This window comes from Pseudomonas sp. LBUM1647 (assembly GCF_059716175.1).
On the sequence record NZ_CP166809.1, the window covers coordinates 4,730,438 to 4,747,482 of the forward strand.

A 17,045-nucleotide genomic window follows, 5' to 3' on the forward strand; every position below is an offset into this window, starting at 1 on the left:
GTAACGCTCCAGCGCCGGCAGAGGCAGGGCCGGCGCCACAGTTGCCTGGTCGCGCAACGATTAAGCTTCACCCTATGCGACGTTGATGAACCCTATCGGTTTTCTTGGATCTTGCTCCTTGCTTCCAATGGACGCACTATGGCTGAACAGATGCAGCAGATAGGGAGTGCCATGTCCGCCTTCAGGAGTATTGCTATGCTCGGACTTGCGGTAATTATCTCGACCGCAGCCTACTCTGCTCATTTTGTGGGGGAGCAGATCGCATATTTTCATCAGAAGCTTTCGCCTCCGGTAGAAGATAAGAATCTCGCGACCGATTGGCCTACCACAGAAGATGCCCTCCCGAAGCTGGAAGACCAACTTACTGGCCACTTGCGGACTGCCTCTCCAGCAACGCTAAATGATTTTTCTACCGAACCAGCTGTGCACCATCCATCACGATAATTTCACATTTGCAGGTGTACGGTTATGACAGCTCCTTTAGTGATTCCCGACCCGTGCCCCCATCGCGGGTCTTTTTTTGTCCAGAAAAAGAGATCAGTTGCAACGACCCTTTTCCAATGAGTGCCCTCCGCACCCTTGCGCTAACGGGCTAGGCCCTATCTGAAAAAGCTGCCTTCGCAAGTGGCACGGCGGGTGTGCTGTCACACAGTCAGCGGGGATCCTGCTGGTTATCCCTTACAGCATTGTCGGTCTCCTCCCGCACCCGGTCAGGATCTAGCCCGGCGTCGTCGTCAAGCGGACGCTCACCTTCGTTATCCGGCAGTTCGTCAATTCCTTCCTCTTTCGTTGGGTCAACTTCAGTGCGGCCAGGACTCAATGGATCAGGTGACGTGAGCATCGGGTCGTCCTCACCCATACCGCCTTGAAGCTTCGGATCGTAATTCATACACACCTCTCAGTACCCTCTATGGTGGGGTATGTAGCTTGGAGAGGGTTTGAATTTCGAGTGCTCGATTTATCGGCTTACCGACCGTCGACATCCTGCCATTCAGCCTTTCAGTCATCTCGATGGAACGTTGCGTTAAGCCCCATCCTCTATCGCAACACCAGCGAATCTGAGGACTTCATCATGATTGACCCAGCAACCGGCATGAAGGTGGGCGAGCGTTACATCGTAGAAAGTCTCGAACGCACACGACATTTCCCTGGATTCTTCCTCGATGGGAAATATTACCTTGGCCCCGAATTGATGACGGCCATAGGTTGGCTGGAAGGAAAGCAGTTTTTTTATGATGAGCTTGATCCCACAGGTGAACCGGTATTTCCAAATCGGCTCGCCGGCACTGTCGAAAATCTCACATTGATTCTCGCGGACGGTGCACGTTTGCCATTGAACGAAATGCCGTACAAAGCAGAGAGGGATCCTACTGACAGTTCAATTAGCCTTAATCCATCGTCTTCAGGAAAGCTATTTCCTCCGTCAAGCGATCAACGCGGAGTCGACGGGGCCTGGCGGTCAGGTAAACATCCATATCCAATACTTCTGGCAGCGGGCGCAGCGCTGATACTGGGGATACTGCTTGGAGTTAAACAAAGTAATCGCCGTCCTTTCCGAAAACTACGGTAGTCATCAATCGTGAATCCTCTGAACCAAAGCCCTTAGGAAGATCGGAGGTGAGGGATGAATCCGGTGACACCTGACGGTCGTTACTTCGTTGTTAAAGGGCAGCTGTGGCGATGTTCCAATCCATCGCTGCAAGAAGATGTGCGGCAGAGTCTCGTAGACGAGCTCATGGCAGCTCGACGAAGGGTCAAGGAAGCTAAGGCGTCGGGCGATACATCGCAGTTGAAGCTGGCTCGGGAAAACGTGCAAAAAGCCAAGGTCTCGCTCGGGGAACGGGGCCCTGTTTGGTGGGCAGATGGAAGTCCAGACTTCAACAGGCGCCAAGTCACCAATTCCCCGTATGCCGAATGGTTCCACTCGCTTCATGAATCGGATTAACTTCCGGTTCAAGGTAGATATCTAATTAACACTGCCGGCTAACAAAAAAGGCCCTCAAGGGCCCTTTTGTACTCAAACAAAAATCACTTGCTCAGCCAAGACTCGACGGTGTCCGAGCCAAATTTGGATTTCCATTCCTTCAGCGTTTTGTGATTGCCACCTTTGGTTTCCACCACTTCGCCGGACACCGGATTTTTGTAGACCTTCACTTGGCGAGGCTTGCGGCAGCCAGTTTTAGACTCGGTGGCTGGAGCACGGCGACCAGCTTGGGCGTCAAGGAGGCTGTCAGCTAAAAGTAGTCATGGGCCACCGGCTTTAATTTGTAGCGCTATACAGGATCAGTTTGTCGCCATTCGGAATACAGCATCCTCTCCACTTCTAGCATCGTGACGGGATAACTTTCTAATAGTTCTCTGAGGCTGTTCTGATCTAGCAGCTCTACCGAATTCAACGCAGCATGTTCATGAGCCTGACGATTAAAGAACTGATTCGTAAAACAAACCTTTTCAAAGACCACGTTGGGGTGACGACGCTTATAGAAGGCCTCACCTGTGACCACGTCCTTAACGGCCTCCCAGCTCAACATGGCGCCGTCTATGCCGCTGGTTTTTGCCTGCACCAACTGCCCCTTCCCTTCCCTTAGGGCCACCATATCCACGCCGTTGTCCTTGCTACCTGGAGTTCGGTAGCACGAGTAGCCGCGCTTAGGCTTGTTGTGCCCGCGTTATGTCGATGGCTCCTTACACCTTTGCCGGTTAGCGGCCAAAAGCGAACCCCAATAACGCTTGAGGCGCGTCTACTAGCAACGACCGCATAAGCTGAGTCGAACACTCCAGCGCTTGAAGCTGCTCCATCATCGTTCCGAAACCAATGCTTCCTTCATGTTGGGTATGGGGCCAATCGCTACCACCTCCCGAATCTTGTCCATCAACGCCTGCGCGGCCGGTGATTGAAGCGCTCCCGTCCTTGAGATAAAACCAATTGGCCGCGTGGTATGGCTAAGGGAAAGCGGCAGCTGAACAAGATCACCGCTGACCATTTCGTACTCCAACTGGTGTGCTGAAACAGCGGCGAGCATGTCTGAGCGCAGCAACACACCGCGCAAAATTGCCAGGTCGCCCGTTTCAATCACGGGGCTGGGTGCGGCGATACCGATGTGGACGAAAAATGCGTCCAGCAGTTGTCGCGCCGGGGAGCCGGCACGAGGCAGGATCCAACGGGCGGCACTCAAGTCTTCATAGACTGGCGTCCGTTTCAACCAAGGGTGGTCGTGGCGTACAAGGATCACCATTTCTTCCTGCAGCAACGGCTCGCTATGCAGGTCGCTGGCGTAGGCCGACGGGCGTAGAGCGCCGAGGACAAAATCCACATCGCCAGCGCGCAGTTCACTAGCCAACAAGTCAAACGGACTTTCATTGGTGACGATTCGTACGTGGGGGTGTTCCAGGGTCAGGCGCACTATGGCTTCAGGCAATATCCCCGTGCGCCCAAGAGGCAAGGCCCCCACGTGCACGACGCCTTGAAGGGAGCCACCCAACGCGGCGATGTCCGCATCGATGTGACGCAATTCGTTCAGGGCTCGGCGTATCCGCACCAACATTGCCAGGCACAGACGAGTCGGCAGCAAGCCGTGGGGGGTGCGTTCAAAAAGGCTACAGCCGCTACCCTGCTCAAGTATTTTGATAGCGGCGCTGATCGCTGGTTGGGACACTCCGAGGGTGTTGGCTGTTGTTTGCATATGGTGGGTTTCGCAGAGCTTGGCGAACGCTTCCAGGCGCCTGGTCTGGAATAAGTAAAGCGGCTCGGCGGCGTGACCCAGCACCTGCCCCAGTAAAGACGGTACGGCGAGCAACTCATCCATGGCCCGCCGCGCCCGAGGCACTGCGCGCTCACCATAATCGGTCAGACGCATACCATTTACGTTGCGCTCAAACAACGAAGCGCCGAGGCGTTTCTCCAAGGCAAGGATGGCGCGAGTCACGACGGGCTGAGCACGGAAAAGCACGGTGGATGCCTTGGATACACTGCCGTATTCGACGACACGAAGGAACGCTCGAATCTGCATCAGATTGGGCAATTCAAGACTGTGCATGTCTACCTGCCGAGTTTTCGAGAAAGGGGTCAGACAGCATGCAGAACTCATCCCGATAAGTAAAACGCATACCTCTTACCGCCGAACGCATTATTCACCATCCACCTCAAATGCGAATGTGGGCTCTATCAAACAGCCGCAAGAAGAGCCCTCCAATGATCAATAAAACAAAAACTGCACTGGTCGTCAGCGCCCACTCTGCCGATTTCGTCTGGCGCGCAGGTGGCGCCATCGCGCTGCACGCCCAACAAGGTCACGCCGTTCACATCGTGTGCCTTTCCTATGGAGAAAGAGGTGAGTCTGCCAAGCTCTGGCGTAAAGGCGAGATGTCTGAAGACAAGGTCAAAACCGCACGTCGCAGCGAGGCTGAAGCCGCAGCCCAGATCCTTGGCGCGAGCGTGGAATTCTTCGACATCGGTGATTACCCGATGCGTGCCGACAAAGAAACGCTGTTCCGCCTGGCCGATGTGTTTCGTCGCGTACAGCCGGAGTTCGTCCTCAGCCACTCGATCAAAGACCCCTACAACTACGATCACCCGTTAGCGATGAACCTGACCCAGGAAGCGCGCATCATCGCCCAAGCTGAGGGCTACAAGCCTGGCGAAAAAATTGTGGGGGCCCCGCCCGTTTACAGCTTCGAACCCCATCAGCCGGAGCAATGCGAATGGCGCCCGGATGTACTGTTGGATATCACCGAGGTCTGGGACAAGAAATACGCTGCCATCCAGTGCATGGCAGGCCAGGAGCATCTCTGGGAATACTACACACGTGTCGCCCTGCAACGCGGCGTGCAGGCTAAGCGCAATGTGGGGATCGCCTCTACCCGTAACATCGTTTACGCCGAGGGCTACCAAAGCATCTTCCCACGGGTGACGGAGAACCTGGCATGAGCACACTGATCGGAAAAACCGGCATTGTCGTGCGCAACATTCCCCGTGCTGATTCGGCGCTGATCGACGAACTGGATCGATTCGGCGTTGCCACCGTGCATGAAGCTCAGGGGCGCAAAGGTCTTTTGGATTCTGCCATTCGCCCCATCCAGCAGAACCAGAGCATCAGCGGAACGGCGGTGACCGTGTTGGTCGCACCGGGCGACAACTGGATGTTTCACGTGGCGGTCGAACAATGCCAACCCGACGATATCCTGGTGGTCGCGACATCGTCGCCCTGCACCGATGGCTACTTCGGCGACTTGCTCGCCACCTCGTTGATGGCCCGAGGGGTACGCGCCCTGATCATTGACGCTGGGGTACGCGATACCCGAACGCTCCGGGACATGGGCTTCAAGGTATGGTCGCGGGCGGTTCATGCCCAAGGCACCGTCAAGGAAACCCTGGGTTCAGTCAACGTGCCCATCATCTGCGCCGGCCAGTTGGTCGAGCCCGGGGACGTCGTAGTGGCTGACGATGACGGCGTGGTCATTGTTCGCCGCGAAGAGTTACCCGGCGTGTTTGAAACCAGCCGAAAACGCGCTCGAATCGAAGAGGAGAAACGCGTGCGCCTGGCTGCTGGCGAGTTGGGCCTGGATATCTACGAGATGCGTCAGAAGCTCATCGATCGGGGCCTGACTTATTACGACAGCCTCACTGACGTGCAAGGATGACTTTCATGCGCCAGACCCGAATTCCGTGTCTTATGATGCGTGGAGGAACATCCAAGGGCGCTTACTTTCTGGCCGACGACCTGCCGCCTGAAGGCAAGCTGCGTGATCAAGTATTACTGGCCGTTATGGGATCACCCGATGCGCGCCAGATAGATGGCATCGGGGGTGCAAACTCGCTGACCAGCAAGGTCGCCATTATCAGTCGTTCAAATCGCCCGGACGCTGATGTCGATTATCTGTTTGCTCAGGTTTCAGTCGAACACGCTCAAGTGGATTACGGCCAGAATTGTGGAAACATCCTCGCAGGTGTCGGCCCCTTTTCAATTGAGCGGGAGCTGATCAGCGCAGACGAATCGCTGACGACCGTGCGGATTTTCATGATGAATACTGGCCAGATCGCCGTGGCTAACGTCCCCACACCAGGTCGCATCGTCGAGTACGCAGGTGATACCCGCATCGATGGCGTTCCTGGCACCAGCGCTCCACTGATTGTCGAGTTCGAAGACATTGCCGGCTCCAGTTGCGGAGCGCTCTTGCCTACCGGAAATGCCATTGACCGCTTCGATGGCATTGAAGTGACGTGTATCGACAATGGAATGCCTGTTGTGCTGATCAGGGCCACTGACGTGGGTTGTACGGGCGATGAACCTCCCGAGCAACTGGACGCCAACATCGAGCTCAAGGCGCTGTTGGAATCGATCCGGCTGCAGGCGGGCCCCTTGATGAATCTGGGGGATGTCCGCGAGCGCACAGTACCGAAAATGTCTCTAATAGCAGCCCCCCGCAATGGAGGCGCAATTTGCAGCCGCACCTTCATTCCTCATCGCTGTCACACATCGATCGGGGTGTTCGGCGCTGTCAGTGTCGCCTCTGCCTGCCAGGTTAAAGGGACAGTCGCGAGCAGTTTGGCCCAAGTGGAAACGGGTGACCGAATGCATCTGTCTGTCGAGCATCCAACCGGGGAGTTTACGGTCGAGCTGCGTTTGATTGACGGTCAGTTAGCCGGTTGCGGGCTGGTGCGCACGGCACGGTTGTTGTTCGAAGGCAACGTGCTCATTCCTGGCGATGTCTGGCAAAACACGGTGAAATCATAATGAGCACTACCTTGTCTCTGATCGGATTCGGCGAAGCAGGTGCCATTCTGGGTCAGGATCTTGCCGCGCTGGACGTGAAGATCTACGCCTATGATCGACTCCTTGAAGACCCCACCAAACGAGCTGCACTGCAGGAACGCGCTCATCAGTGCAACGTTCAACTGTGCGAGAGTGCGGCTCAAGCGATAGCGCTTGGCAAGTGGATCATTTCAGCCGTCACAGCGGATAACGCACTCGAAGTCGCACTGAACGCGGCGCCACTGATGAGGCCTGGCCAACTGTTCATCGACATCAACTCGGTCGCGCCCTCTACCAAGCGCGCGGCAGCTAAAGCGATGCAACAGTATGGCGTTGATTACATCGATGCGGCAGTCATGGCGCCGGTTCCACCGCAACGCTTGAAAACACCCATTCTGTTAGGCGGCCAACACGCTCCCCTGGTTGCTGAACGATTAAGTGGGCTAGGCATGAACGTGCGGGTAGTGGCTGAGGTGATTGGCGTAGCGTCGGCGATAAAGATGTGTCGAAGCATCATGATCAAAGGCCTGGAAGCACTCACCACCGAATGCTTGAGCACCGCTCGCCAATACCATGCTGAGGACGAGGTGCTGGCGTCATTGCACCAGAGTTTTCCGCAGATGGGTTGGGATGGTGCACTCCCCCACTACTTGATCAGTCGCGTGGCAGAGCACGGTCGGCGTCGTTCAGAGGAAATGAAGGAAGTGGCAAAAACCGCTCGCGACGTAGACGTTGTTCCGAACATGAGCCAAGCCATCGTCAACGCTCAGCTAGGGCTCGTCGATGCCATGCTTGATGCCGATATTGATTACCCAAACCTTGAGCCATTCGACTGGTTAAACCTGATCGACACGTTGTATGGCAGTCCAATCGCTCGTGAAAGCGCTATAGAGGAAAAGCGGTAACATAGCCTTTTCCCAGAGTCGCACTCATGGATCTAAAACAGCTCGAATGTTTCGTAAGGGTGGCCGAGTTCGGAAGCTTCACCAAGGCCGCCGCTGTACTGAACATTTCTCAGTCGGTCGTTAGCCGTCAGGTCAGGCAGCTTGAGGTCGAGCTGCAGGAACATCTGCTGTTGCGAAATGGTCGGGGGGTCTTGCTGACCGCTTCTGGGCAACGCTTGTTCGATCATGGCAAAGGCATCTTGCGACAGGTGCAGGTGGCTCGTGAAGATCTGCGCGAACAACGCGATACGTTGTCTGGCAAAGTAGTCGTCGGGCTTCCTCCAAGTATTTCCCGACGTCACACCGTGGCAGTGGTCTCTGCCTTTCGTGAGCGTTTTCCTAACTGCATATTAGGGATCAAGGAAGGTCTGACTCATTCGATGCGCGAGTGGTTGCTGCTGGGTCGCCTGGATTTCGCGCTTCTCTTCAATCCCGGCCACAGCGCACAACTGCAATATGAGCACATTCACTCAGAGCCGTTGATGCTCATCGGTAGCCAGCACTCGAATCTCCCTTCCCAGGTAGCGATGAAAGACTTGGGGCAATACCCGTTAATCACTCCCAGCGAACCTCACTCCATACGCCGTCTCATCGAAAGTGAAGCGTCTCGGCATGAGGTGCAGCTGAACGTTTGCCTGGAGATCGATAGCATCCCTTCGCTATTGGAACTTATCAATCTCGACATGGGATACGGCGTATTGTTTCGCTCGGCCTTGGCCAATAGAGACGGAAAACTGGAAGGCCTGAAAGCGGCGCAGATCGTTGATCCATCTATCCAAACACATTTGTTTATCGCCACATTTGAGCAGCGTCCGCTGTCTCGACTGGCAGAACAGACCATGTCATTAGTTCGTGAGATCTGCATAGACTGAAGAGATGCATGCAAAATTCGCATAACTGCTAGAGCCTGCGTCTGGTTGTTGTAAAGCGTGGAGGCGGCCACCATCGGCTATCGCTTCCGCTAACAACGACTAAAGGACACGAGATGAAAACCTGCCTCGCACCTGACTCCAATCCTACAAAACCAAAGCAATCGCTGCCTGTTGGCGCTTGGGATGCTCACTGCCATGTGTTCGGCCCTGCGGCTAACTTCCCTTATGCCGAAGATCGTAGCTACACCCCACCAGACGCCCCGTTTGAAACATTGCGGGCATTGCACGACCACTTGGGGTTCACTCGCGGTGTGATTGTCCAGGCCAGCTGTCACGGCAGTGACAACCGCGCAATGTTAAATGCTATCGCTCGCAGTGAAGGACGGTATCGAGGCGTAGCAATCGTTGACGGTAGCGAGACCGATGAATACCTTGCCGAGATGGACGCAGGAGGTGTTCGTGGCGTGCGGTTCAACTTCGTTGCACACCTGGGTGGCGCACCAGATCTGGACGTCTTTGATAGCACTGTGGATCGCCTTGCTGACTTGGGATGGCACGTCGTCCTGCACCTAGATGCACAAGACATCCTGACCTATGCCGACAGATTGGCGCGGATCCCCGTGCCTTTCATTATCGATCACATGGGTAGGGTCAAAGCTCAGGATGGCATTGAGCAGCCGTCCTTCCTGGCGTTGCAGCAACTGATGGAAAATCCGCTGGCGTGGGTCAAGGTGTGTGGCGCAGAGCGTGTATCAGTGGGCCGACGACCATTCGATGATGCTGTTCCGTTCGCAGAGCGACTGATTGAGATGGCACCAGATCGCGTCCTGTGGGGCACTGATTGGCCGCACCCAAACATTAGCAAAGACATGCCCAACGACGGCGAGTTGGTGGATCTGATGTTCAATTTCTGTACCGATCCTCTGCTGCGTCAAAAACTGCTAATCGATAACCCGATGAAGCTATACGGACGTTAAGCGCACCAAGCTTTGCTGCACCTCCAAAAATAAGACTTACAGTGAGTGAACGCCATGAACCCCAGTCCTGCATCTGCTCAGGTAGACGTAACCATTCCGAGCAAGGCGAAAACCAAGCCGCCCTTCTATCGCGCGATGTACTTTCAAGTCCTGTTGGGAATTATCGCGGGAGTCGCCGTCGGCCACTTCTGGCCCACCTTTGCTGCCGACCTCAAGCCGTTGGGTGATGCGTTCATCAAGCTGATCAAGATGATCATCGGCCCTGTGGTTTTCTGCACAGTCGTCACCGGCATCGCCGGTATGCGCGATCTGAAAAAGGTGGGTCGAGTCGGTGGGAAAGCACTGCTCTACTTCGAAGTCATTTCGACTGTTTCACTGCTGATTGGCCTTATCGGCGGTCACCTGTTCAATCCAGGTGCGGGCTTCAATGTTGACGTCAATACGCTGGACGCTTCGGCGGTCACCGGGTTCGCCGAGAAGGCTCAGCACATGCACATGGTCGAATTTCTGATGGGGATCATTCCCTCGACGTTTGTGCAGGCCTTTGCCGAAGGTAACGTGCTTTGCATATTGCTGGTCTCCGTGCTTTTCGGATGCGCCTTGTCAGCCATGGGAGAGAAAGGCAAACCGGTTTACGACATGATCGAAGGTCTGTCCGGCGTGTTCTTTCGCATCGTGCACATCATCGCCAAGCTCTCCGCCATCGGTGCATTCGGCGCCATCGCTTTCACCGTCGGTACTTACGGTGTAGGTGCACTCCTGCCGCTGATGAAACTGGTCGGCAGCTTTTATGTCCTGTGTGCATTGTTTGTAATCGTGGTGTTGGGTGGCGTGGCAAAAGTTTGCGGGTTCAGCATCCTGCGCTTTATCTCTTACATCAAAGAGGAGTTGTTGGTCGTACTAGGTACCAGTTCGTCGGAAGTGGTACTGCCTCAGATCATGGAAAAAATGGAACGACTGGGCTGCTCCAAACCCGTCGTTGGGCTGGTTATTCCCACGGGCTATTCCTTCAACCTCGACGGTACCAACATCTATCTGACGATGTCGGTGCTCTTCATCGCTCAAGCGCTGAACATCGACCTATCACTTTCGCAGCAACTCACTTTAGTCATCGTGGCCATGCTCACCTCTAAGGGTGCCAGCGGTGTGTCAGGTGCAGCCTTTGTCATGTTGACCAGTACCTTGATGGTGGTGCCGCTTGTGCCGGTGGCGGGCATGGTATTGATTCTGGGTATCCACCGCTTCATGGGTACAGGACTTGCCATGACTAACCTGGTGGGTAACGGTGTCGCCGCACTGGTTGTCTCCGCGTGGGAAAAGGAACTGGATCGCGACAAGCTCGCCCAGGAACTTGGCACCAAGCCGTAAAGCCTCAGCTCTATCGATCACAACATCTCTAAAAAAGTCCCTGTTCGGTCTAGTACCGAGCAGCGACTCCCTGCGTCAGGAAAATAATAAAAATGAACCGCGCCTTATACGTTGCTTTGCTAACACCTGTATTTTTCTCTATCGACACCTCGATGGCCGATGGCTTTATCGCTGACAGCAAGATTCGCTTGGAAGCTCGAAACTTTTACTACAACGGAGATTTCCGTCAAGGGACTGGAGTATCCAAAAAAGAAGAATGGGCTCAAGGCTTTTTGCTCAACTATGAGTCGGGATACACACCGGGAATCATCGGTTTTGGCGCCGACGCACTCGTGTTCGCGGGTTACAAACTAGATTCGAGCCCAGATCGTTCCGGTAGCGGCCTCCTCCCCAAACGAGCTTCCGGTGAGGCCGCTGATGAATACTCAAAAGCAGGATATGGCGCCAAACTCAAGATATCTCAGACATCACTGCGCTACGGCATGTCATTGCCAAAGGTTCCAGTGCTTCAGTACAACAACAGCCGACTGCTTCCTCAGACGTTCCAAGGCTGGCAGATTAACTCTACCGACGTAGATCGCCTGACCATAAACCTGGCTCAATTCGATAAAACGATCACACCCGACTCTACCGATCTTCAGGACATCTCCCTGGCGGTGAAGGACGGTCGCTACCGTGCAACGGGTGTCGGCGACAACTACCGATATGGCGGCGGGACATACAAGCTGACGCCAGAGCTGAGTGCAACGTACTTCTATGGCGAGCTTGATGACGTGTACCGTCAGCAGTTCGCTGGATTGATACACAACACTCGCCTCGGAAAGGGCACGTTGACCACTGACCTGCGTGCATTCTCAAGTCGTGATGTTGGAGCAGCTAAAGCTGGAGAGGTTGATAACCGCGCATACGCCGCCGCGTTCGGCTACAACATGAATAATGGGCATAGCGTCATGGCGACCTATCAGGTCATGGGCGGCGCCACCGGCTTTCCTTACATCAATAACCCCTACTTACCCAACTACGTTCAATACCACGACTTCGGAAGCGCAGGCGAACGTAGCTGGCAGATGCGGTATGGTTACGACTTCGCAGCCATGGGCATTCCCGGCTTGAGCTTTTTTACCGCGTACATCCATGGAGATGGATTGAAGAAAGTCGGCACCGACAAGGAATGGGAGCGCGATGTGGATGTGAGCTACGCCTTTCAGGGAAGGCTTAAAGGCTTTTCCGTGCGTGTGAGGAACGCAACCTATCGTAGTGACGACGCCAGAGATATTGACGAGACACGCTTGATCGCGAGCTACTTGTTCACATCCTTTTAAACAGCAGTTGAGTGCCGTTGGAAAGAAGTCGGTTTCGATGCGCAATGCGTCCAAAATCGCTTATTGGATCGAGACTAGCCGAGCGACCAACTCATGATGGCGAATGGATTCCCCCCTCATCATCAGATGCATTTGATCCCAGTCCGCGAGCCAAGACATATTTTTCCCGCGAAGAAAAAGGGCCCTCTCGGGCCCTTTGTACTCAAACCAAACTCACTTGGTCAGCCAGGACACTACGGTGTCAGAGCCGTATTTCGCTTTCCACTCTTTCAGCGTTTTGTGGTTGCCGCCTTTGGTTTCCACGACTTCGCCAGATTCTGGATTTTTGTAAACCTTCACCTGACGTGGCTTGCGCGTGCCCGATTGCGACCGGGCAGCTGGAGCGCGACGTCCAGCTTGCGGATCAAGCAAATTGACGACGTCTTTCAAGCTGTAGCCATACTTAGCAAGAAGGGCACGGAGCTTCGTTTCGAATTCAATTTCCTGCTTCAGGCCGGCATCACCCTTGAGTGCTTCCAGTGCTTGGAGCTGCTCGGCGAGGTGTTTTTCGAGCTGGCGGAATTCTGCGAGTTTGGACATGGGAAATCTCTCCGTGATTGTTGACCTAACGTTACACCAAAAACTCCGATTTGCATGAAGTAAGCGTGTTTGCTTTTCTTACTAAGTCGCTTCCGTTGCAGGATTCTCACCTGAACAAACGTCCATCTACCGACATTGGCGACAAGGGAAGGTTCGCAAAATCGCTACAGGACATTGGTGTGATGGCGCCGCTTCTGAAACTGGTTTTTCGGAACGGAACTGAGAGACAAGGTGTCATTTGTATTAGACACGCTTGGTGACGCACATCCAGTTGAGATAGAGAGGCCATTTTATGAACAATATTATCTATATCGTCGGAGCAGTTGTGATCGTCCTAGTTATTCTGTCGTTTGTCGGTCTTGTATAGCCTGCGGGCTGAGACCTGCTGTGGTGGCACCGGAAGTGGTTCAATACGAGCCAAGCCACGGCACATGGAATAACAAGGCGTTTCCGACATGTATCCGACGACACCTGACGGTCGCTACTTTGTAGTCAAAGGACAGCTGTGGCGTTGCACCAACCCATCGTTAAATGGAGATGTGCGAAAGCGTCTTGTCGACGAACTCATGGAAGCGCGACGTGAGGTAAAAGCAGCGAAAGCCTCGGGGGATCCTAGGCAGCTAAAGTTGGCCAGGGCACGCGTTCAAACAGCCAAAGTAGCGCTTGGGGAGCGAGGGCCCGTGTGGTGGAGCGACGGCAGCCCAGACTTCAATAGGTGCCAGGTCGTCAATTCACCTTACGCTCAGTGGTATAGCTCCTTAAACACCATCAGCCCCCCTAAATCCACTCCGTTATCGCGGTGAGGTGAACCGAAACAGTTCCGCTCGCTCGGTGCATTGATGGAATGATATTAACCGCACGAATGAATTAAGCGATTATGTTTGATTTGAGTCGGCAGGATTAACCTCTAAACGTTCGCGATAGCGGTTGAGATCGACGAGCAGGTAAAAGTTTCAATCGATTGAATCAATGTTCGACGACTGACCACAATTCAGCACAATTCACACCGTTAAATACCGTCTGTCGCGAGCGGCAAACTTTATAGAATTTTTGGACGGGCATCACCTTCAGATGACAGTGGACGGCGAATTCAGTCAATCACCAAATGAGTAGCGACCCCTTTTAGGCCTGAGGAGATTCGTCATGTTCCTACATAACAAGCGACTTCAATACACTGTGCGCTTGGCACAACCCAATCCTGGGTTGTCGAACCTTTTACTTGAGCAATATGGTGGAGCCCAGCCGAGTTGGCCGCAGCCACCGAATACTTCACCCATGCATTGGCCGAAGATGATGCGGGAAGGAAGGATTTGCTGATGGACATTGTCATCGAAGAACTCAGTCACCTTGAGATTGTAGGGTCGATCATCGTGTTGCTTAACAAGGGCGCCAAGGGGCGCATGGCAGAAGGTGTGGAAGAAGAGGCCGAGTTGTATCGCGCCATCAACGGGGCTAGTAACGATTCGCACATCACCAGCCTGCTGTATAGGGCCGGCGGCGCCCTCACTAACTCCGCTTGAACCTTTGCTGCGCCACCTGGGTCTTCAATTTAGGTCATAAATTGCTACTAAAATTTGTCTAAGCAGGAGTTTAGGAATGGATATTAAAAAAATACATATCAATGGCCAGACCATCCGTGTAGGTGTACGCACAGGGCTACCAAATACAACTCCCCTTATGATATTCAATGGAATTGGGTCTGGCCTTGAGCTAGTCCTGCCTATTGTTAATTCAATGCACCCTGATCTAGAAGTCATAGCATTTGACGTTCCCGGTGTAGGCGGCTCATCTATGCCAAGTCTTACTTACACTTTCTCTGGCCTTGCTAAAACCGTAACAGAAATCCTTGATTACTTAGGACATGATCAAGTTAACATCATTGGCCTTTCTTGGGGCGGATTCTTAGCGCAACAATTCGCTTTTGATTATCCACAACGGTGTAAGAAGCTTATACTCGCAGCCACATCATGTGGATTGATGTCTATCCTACCAGATTACAAAGTGTTGGGATTGATGGCCAGTCCGCGCCGTTATACCGACCCTGAATATGCCGCTAGCATTGCACCTGCACTTTACGGAGGCAAGTTCCGGTACGACAAGAAGCTGGCATCTTTGCACGCCAAGAAAATGTGTGCAGATAAATCACCTTACGAAGTTACTACTGGTTACAGCTATCAAATGATGGCCATTGCATGCTGGTCTAGCGCTTTCTGGCTAAACCAAATAGTCCAGCCTACGCTAGTGTTGGCAGGGAGCGATGACCCCATCATTCCATTGTATAATATGGAACGATTGTCCGATCAAATTGCTAATGCACAATTGCATGTGTTTGATGACGGACACTTATTTTTTCTTACGGACTTACCCAACGTCGCTCCTATCATTAATGAGTTTTTACTTTGACTCTTTAGGCCTTAAAATCGTTATTCCTAATTACCCGGTAAAGCCTACGCGCAAAATTGTTTATGATGGGCAGTTTCTCATGGCGGCGCACGGGTGTTAAAAACACACTAACCCTTAATGGGTAAAAAATATGAGCGGAATTTCCTTCGACCTATCTCTTTTGGACATGGTTGGTCTTTTGGAAAAAAATACCGGCACCGATCATGCTGTCGCCTTCGATGCGAACGAGGTACATGTGGGGAGCCCGCAAATCCAAGAGCTCGTCCAACGAAACCTTTTGCTCGAGATGATCTGCCGCAGGCGACGGAAAGCCGGCAGGAACGCGGTAGGAATAAAACGGGAGCTGAACGCCGCTGCTGGAAAGCGGCCCAAGGATGGTGACCATAATACAAATCGCCGAAATACTGTATGTTCGTACAGTAAATCGCTGAATCGGGTTTGCGGTCAAACGAAGACTCATCGCAGTCGACAGGGGGTACCAATGTGCGGGCGTGTGAGCATCCTCGCTGAACCGCTGCTTTTCAAAGCTCGATCAAAAAATTCGGATCGAAACCGGTTGTCTGACCGGGGTAGCCACGAGGATTGGAAACGATTCGGCAACCCTGCTTAGGGAAGTCCGCTGCGACATGGGTATGGCCGTGTACCCAAAGATCGGCCTTACCCAAAAGCTCCGGCCAGTCATTCGCGTAGGCTGCGATTAGGTGTTCGGGCAGGTCATCACCCATGTGATCCAACACGGGCGCATGGTGCGTAACTACGACGGTTTTGCCGTGGAAGTACTTGTCCAACTCATCTGAAAGCCAGGAGTAGGCCGCTTTGGATTTAACAACTAGGTCATCCGGGCGGAGGCGGCGGTAACTTGCATCTGTTCTGATCACTTTGAAATCATTCATCCATTCCAAAGCAATACGTTTCCCGGCGACTACATCTCCGGTCGACGAATAATCTGTCCATCCCGTTGTGACCAAAAACCGAGTTTGATCCAGAATCAGCACTTCGTTTTCGAGTACGTGGACATGGAGCGCTGCCGCGTCCTTCATTTTGCGCAGCGTGTGATGAAGGTGCCCACCATAGTACTCGTGATTCCCGCACACGTAGATCACAGGGCACTGAAATACTTCGTTCGCCCACTTCACTCCGCGCGATTTCAGATCAATGTCACCGGCGAGGATGACTACATCAGCATCGCTTGGGGCAGGATCGAATCGAGCAAATTCATTGTGTAGATCTGAATAAATTTGAAGCTTCATTGGATTACCCGCCCTGAGCAGTGCTTTGCGAATTCTTAAACTGATGCATTAGCGGTCTGCTGTTTCATCGGGTCGATGGCTTGCATCCGATCACTTCATTTGCAGTCGTTAGAAGGTGACCAATGGATGTGCTCAATGCATCGTACGCTCAGCCAACGCCCCTCTCCTAAAGTCCCGGTCTGCCCACAAACTTCGCAAGTCGAAATAGACTGTACTTCTGCAGCGGCAACCGCTTCACGGAACAGGCGGAACAACAGGGAAGCTTGCGCAACTCGTTGACGTACCCTGACCTAGGACGACTTTCGACTCCCCCACCTGCAACCTGCAATCGCCTATTCGCGCCAGCGCCTAGCCTTATGCCTTCAATGCTTAGTAGGCTCGGCAGCTCCCCAATCTGGTGGGTTTTCGACGATATCGATCGACATCCTCAATTCAATTTGCATATGCGCAAAAACTGTATCGAGGTTCGGATGGCCTCCTGAATCGCGCAAGGCATTCACCAACCGCAGTAGCTCTCGACCCTGCGCGACCGGCATTTGAACATCGCAGTACACTGTGTCGTCGTCATCCTTGGCCAT

At 53.5% G+C, this 17,045-nt stretch carries 17 protein-coding genes and 6 pseudogenes; 14 read left to right on the forward strand and 9 right to left on the reverse strand.

Translation table 11 applies throughout. The annotated features are described in order from the left end of the window. The first annotated feature begins 138 nt into the window (after positions 1-138). Entirely contained in the window at positions 139-444 is a 306-nt protein-coding gene (locus ACA059_RS21730) for a hypothetical protein (RefSeq protein ID WP_497630949.1), read from the forward strand. 208 nt (positions 445-652) lie between these two features. Here the strand turns inward: ACA059_RS21730 and ACA059_RS21735 are convergent, their stop codons facing one another. Next, complete coding sequence (locus tag ACA059_RS21735; RefSeq protein WP_497630951.1) at positions 653-889, reverse strand: hypothetical protein; 237 nt, start codon at positions 887-889, stop codon at positions 653-655. A 183-nt stretch (positions 890-1,072) separates the two neighbouring features. On the opposite strand from ACA059_RS21735, the pseudogene ACA059_RS21740 reads away from it, so the two are divergent. After that, positions 1,073-1,366: pseudogene (locus ACA059_RS21740) on the forward strand (short chain dehydrogenase); the annotation flags it as partial. Positions 1,367-1,624: 258 nt separating this feature from the next. Continuing rightward, the gene (locus tag ACA059_RS21745; protein WP_497630952.1) at positions 1,625-1,945 is read left to right on the forward strand and encodes a hypothetical protein; all 321 of its coding nucleotides are present in this window, start codon (positions 1,625-1,627) and stop codon (positions 1,943-1,945) included. 83 nt (positions 1,946-2,028) lie between these two features. Here the strand turns inward: ACA059_RS21745 and ACA059_RS21750 are convergent. The 4 genes and pseudogenes from ACA059_RS21750 to ACA059_RS21765 form a co-directional block, all read right to left on the reverse strand. Continuing rightward, positions 2,029-2,223: pseudogene (locus tag ACA059_RS21750) on the reverse strand (histone-like nucleoid-structuring protein, MvaT/MvaU family); the annotation flags it as partial. A gap of 50 nt (positions 2,224-2,273) precedes the next feature. Continuing rightward, positions 2,274-2,639 (reverse strand): annotated as a pseudogene (locus ACA059_RS21755) (restriction endonuclease); the annotation flags it as partial. Positions 2,640-2,700: 61 nt separating this feature from the next. After that, positions 2,701-2,853: pseudogene (locus ACA059_RS21760) on the reverse strand (amidohydrolase family protein); the annotation flags it as partial. Next, positions 2,799-4,037 (reverse strand): LysR family transcriptional regulator, encoded by a 1,239-nt coding sequence (locus tag ACA059_RS21765; RefSeq protein WP_497630953.1) that lies wholly within the window; start codon positions 4,035-4,037, stop codon positions 2,799-2,801. The pseudogene ACA059_RS21760 and the gene ACA059_RS21765, both read right to left, overlap by 55 nt. 155 nt (positions 4,038-4,192) lie before the next feature. Here ACA059_RS21765 and galB point away from each other — a divergent pair, with 155 nt between their 5' ends. The 8 genes from galB to ACA059_RS21805 all read left to right on the forward strand — a co-directional run bounded on the left by galB (position 4,193) and on the right by ACA059_RS21805 (position 12,235). Further along, a complete protein-coding gene (galB, locus tag ACA059_RS21770; protein WP_201181830.1) occupies positions 4,193-4,927 on the forward strand; it encodes a 4-oxalmesaconate hydratase in 735 nt (244 codons plus the stop codon). Continuing rightward, entirely contained in the window at positions 4,924-5,640 is a 717-nt protein-coding gene (locus ACA059_RS21775) for a 4-carboxy-4-hydroxy-2-oxoadipate aldolase/oxaloacetate decarboxylase (RefSeq protein ID WP_497630954.1), read from the forward strand. Before galB ends, ACA059_RS21775 begins: the two co-directional genes overlap by 4 nt. A 5-nt stretch (positions 5,641-5,645) precedes the next feature. Further along, the gene (locus ACA059_RS21780) at positions 5,646-6,734 is read left to right on the forward strand and encodes a 4-oxalomesaconate tautomerase (RefSeq protein WP_497630955.1); all 1,089 of its coding nucleotides are present in this window, start codon (positions 5,646-5,648) and stop codon (positions 6,732-6,734) included. Further along, the gene (locus ACA059_RS21785; protein ID WP_497630956.1) at positions 6,734-7,657 is read left to right on the forward strand and encodes an NAD(P)-dependent oxidoreductase; all 924 of its coding nucleotides are present in this window, start codon (positions 6,734-6,736) and stop codon (positions 7,655-7,657) included. Before ACA059_RS21780 ends, ACA059_RS21785 begins: the two co-directional genes overlap by 1 nt. Before the next feature lie 26 nt (positions 7,658-7,683). Further along, positions 7,684-8,568, forward strand: coding sequence for a LysR family transcriptional regulator (locus ACA059_RS21790; protein ID WP_201181833.1), 885 nt, complete (start codon positions 7,684-7,686; stop codon positions 8,566-8,568). Between the two features lie 113 nt (positions 8,569-8,681). Continuing rightward, positions 8,682-9,545, forward strand: a complete 864-nt coding sequence (locus ACA059_RS21795; protein WP_497630957.1) for an amidohydrolase family protein — start codon at positions 8,682-8,684, stop codon at positions 9,543-9,545. A gap of 54 nt (positions 9,546-9,599) precedes the next feature. Then, positions 9,600-10,913 (forward strand): dicarboxylate/amino acid:cation symporter, encoded by a 1,314-nt coding sequence (locus tag ACA059_RS21800; protein ID WP_497634707.1) that lies wholly within the window; start codon positions 9,600-9,602, stop codon positions 10,911-10,913. A gap of 92 nt (positions 10,914-11,005) precedes the next feature. Further along, positions 11,006-12,235 carry an OprD family porin gene (locus ACA059_RS21805; RefSeq protein ID WP_497630958.1) on the forward strand — a complete coding sequence of 410 codons (1,230 nt, stop codon included), beginning with the start codon at positions 11,006-11,008 and terminating at the stop codon, positions 12,233-12,235. Positions 12,236-12,448: 213 nt separating this feature from the next. On the opposite strand, the gene ACA059_RS21810 is transcribed toward ACA059_RS21805, so the two are convergent. Then, positions 12,449-12,814: a histone-like nucleoid-structuring protein, MvaT/MvaU family gene (locus ACA059_RS21810; RefSeq protein WP_497630959.1), complete on the reverse strand. Its 366-nt coding sequence runs from the start codon at positions 12,812-12,814 to the stop codon at positions 12,449-12,451. Positions 12,815-13,269: 455 nt separating this feature from the next. On the opposite strand from ACA059_RS21810, the gene ACA059_RS21815 reads away from it, so the two are divergent. The 3 genes and pseudogenes from ACA059_RS21815 (at position 13,270) to phaZ (ending at position 15,217) form a co-directional block, all read left to right on the forward strand. Continuing rightward, on the forward strand, positions 13,270-13,617 hold the full coding sequence (locus ACA059_RS21815) for a hypothetical protein (RefSeq protein WP_497630960.1): 348 nt from the start codon (positions 13,270-13,272) through the stop codon (positions 13,615-13,617). 340 nt (positions 13,618-13,957) lie between these two features. Beyond that, positions 13,958-14,331: pseudogene (locus ACA059_RS21820) on the forward strand (manganese catalase family protein); the annotation flags it as partial. 79 nt (positions 14,332-14,410) lie between these two features. After that, a complete protein-coding gene (gene phaZ / locus ACA059_RS21825; RefSeq protein WP_497630961.1) occupies positions 14,411-15,217 on the forward strand; it encodes a poly(3-hydroxyalkanoate) depolymerase in 807 nt (268 codons plus the stop codon). Positions 15,218-15,401: 184 nt separating this feature from the next. On the opposite strand, the pseudogene ACA059_RS21830 reads toward phaZ, so the two are convergent. From ACA059_RS21830 to ACA059_RS21840, 3 genes and pseudogenes are all read right to left on the reverse strand, one after another. Then, positions 15,402-15,602 (reverse strand): annotated as a pseudogene (locus ACA059_RS21830) (S24 family peptidase); the annotation flags it as partial. Positions 15,603-15,738: 136 nt separating this feature from the next. After that, complete coding sequence (locus ACA059_RS21835) at positions 15,739-16,467, reverse strand: metallophosphoesterase family protein (RefSeq protein WP_497630962.1); 729 nt, start codon at positions 16,465-16,467, stop codon at positions 15,739-15,741. Positions 16,468-16,829: 362 nt separating this feature from the next. Next, positions 16,830-17,045 carry a hypothetical protein gene (locus ACA059_RS21840; protein WP_497630963.1) on the reverse strand — a complete coding sequence of 72 codons (216 nt, stop codon included), beginning with the start codon at positions 17,043-17,045 and terminating at the stop codon, positions 16,830-16,832.

Coding starts and splice junctions, on each gene's coding strand:
- galB (WP_201181830.1), top strand. CDS start 4,193: ATGATCAATAAAACAAAAACTGCACTGGTCGTCAGCGCCCACTCTGCC.
- ACA059_RS21835 (WP_497630962.1), bottom strand. CDS start 16,467: ATGAAGCTTCAAATTTATTCAGATCTACACAATGAATTTGCTCGATTC.
- ACA059_RS21735 (WP_497630951.1), bottom strand. CDS start 889: ATGAATTACGATCCGAAGCTTCAAGGCGGTATGGGTGAGGACGACCCG.
- ACA059_RS21790 (WP_201181833.1), top strand. CDS start 7,684: ATGGATCTAAAACAGCTCGAATGTTTCGTAAGGGTGGCCGAGTTCGGA.
- ACA059_RS21815 (WP_497630960.1), top strand. CDS start 13,270: ATGTATCCGACGACACCTGACGGTCGCTACTTTGTAGTCAAAGGACAG.
- ACA059_RS21800 (WP_497634707.1), top strand. CDS start 9,600: ATGAACCCCAGTCCTGCATCTGCTCAGGTAGACGTAACCATTCCGAGC.
- ACA059_RS21780 (WP_497630955.1), top strand. CDS start 5,646: ATGCGCCAGACCCGAATTCCGTGTCTTATGATGCGTGGAGGAACATCC.
- ACA059_RS21775 (WP_497630954.1), top strand. CDS start 4,924: ATGAGCACACTGATCGGAAAAACCGGCATTGTCGTGCGCAACATTCCC.
- ACA059_RS21840 (WP_497630963.1), bottom strand. CDS start 17,045: ATGGCCAAGGATGACGACGACACAGTGTACTGCGATGTTCAAATGCCG.
- ACA059_RS21745 (WP_497630952.1), top strand. CDS start 1,625: ATGAATCCGGTGACACCTGACGGTCGTTACTTCGTTGTTAAAGGGCAG.
- ACA059_RS21810 (WP_497630959.1), bottom strand. CDS start 12,814: ATGTCCAAACTCGCAGAATTCCGCCAGCTCGAAAAACACCTCGCCGAG.
- ACA059_RS21795 (WP_497630957.1), top strand. CDS start 8,682: ATGAAAACCTGCCTCGCACCTGACTCCAATCCTACAAAACCAAAGCAA.
- ACA059_RS21730 (WP_497630949.1), top strand. CDS start 139: ATGGCTGAACAGATGCAGCAGATAGGGAGTGCCATGTCCGCCTTCAGG.
- ACA059_RS21805 (WP_497630958.1), top strand. CDS start 11,006: ATGAACCGCGCCTTATACGTTGCTTTGCTAACACCTGTATTTTTCTCT.
- ACA059_RS21765 (WP_497630953.1), bottom strand. CDS start 4,037: ATGCACAGTCTTGAATTGCCCAATCTGATGCAGATTCGAGCGTTCCTT.
- phaZ (WP_497630961.1), top strand. CDS start 14,411: ATGGATATTAAAAAAATACATATCAATGGCCAGACCATCCGTGTAGGT.
- ACA059_RS21785 (WP_497630956.1), top strand. CDS start 6,734: ATGAGCACTACCTTGTCTCTGATCGGATTCGGCGAAGCAGGTGCCATT.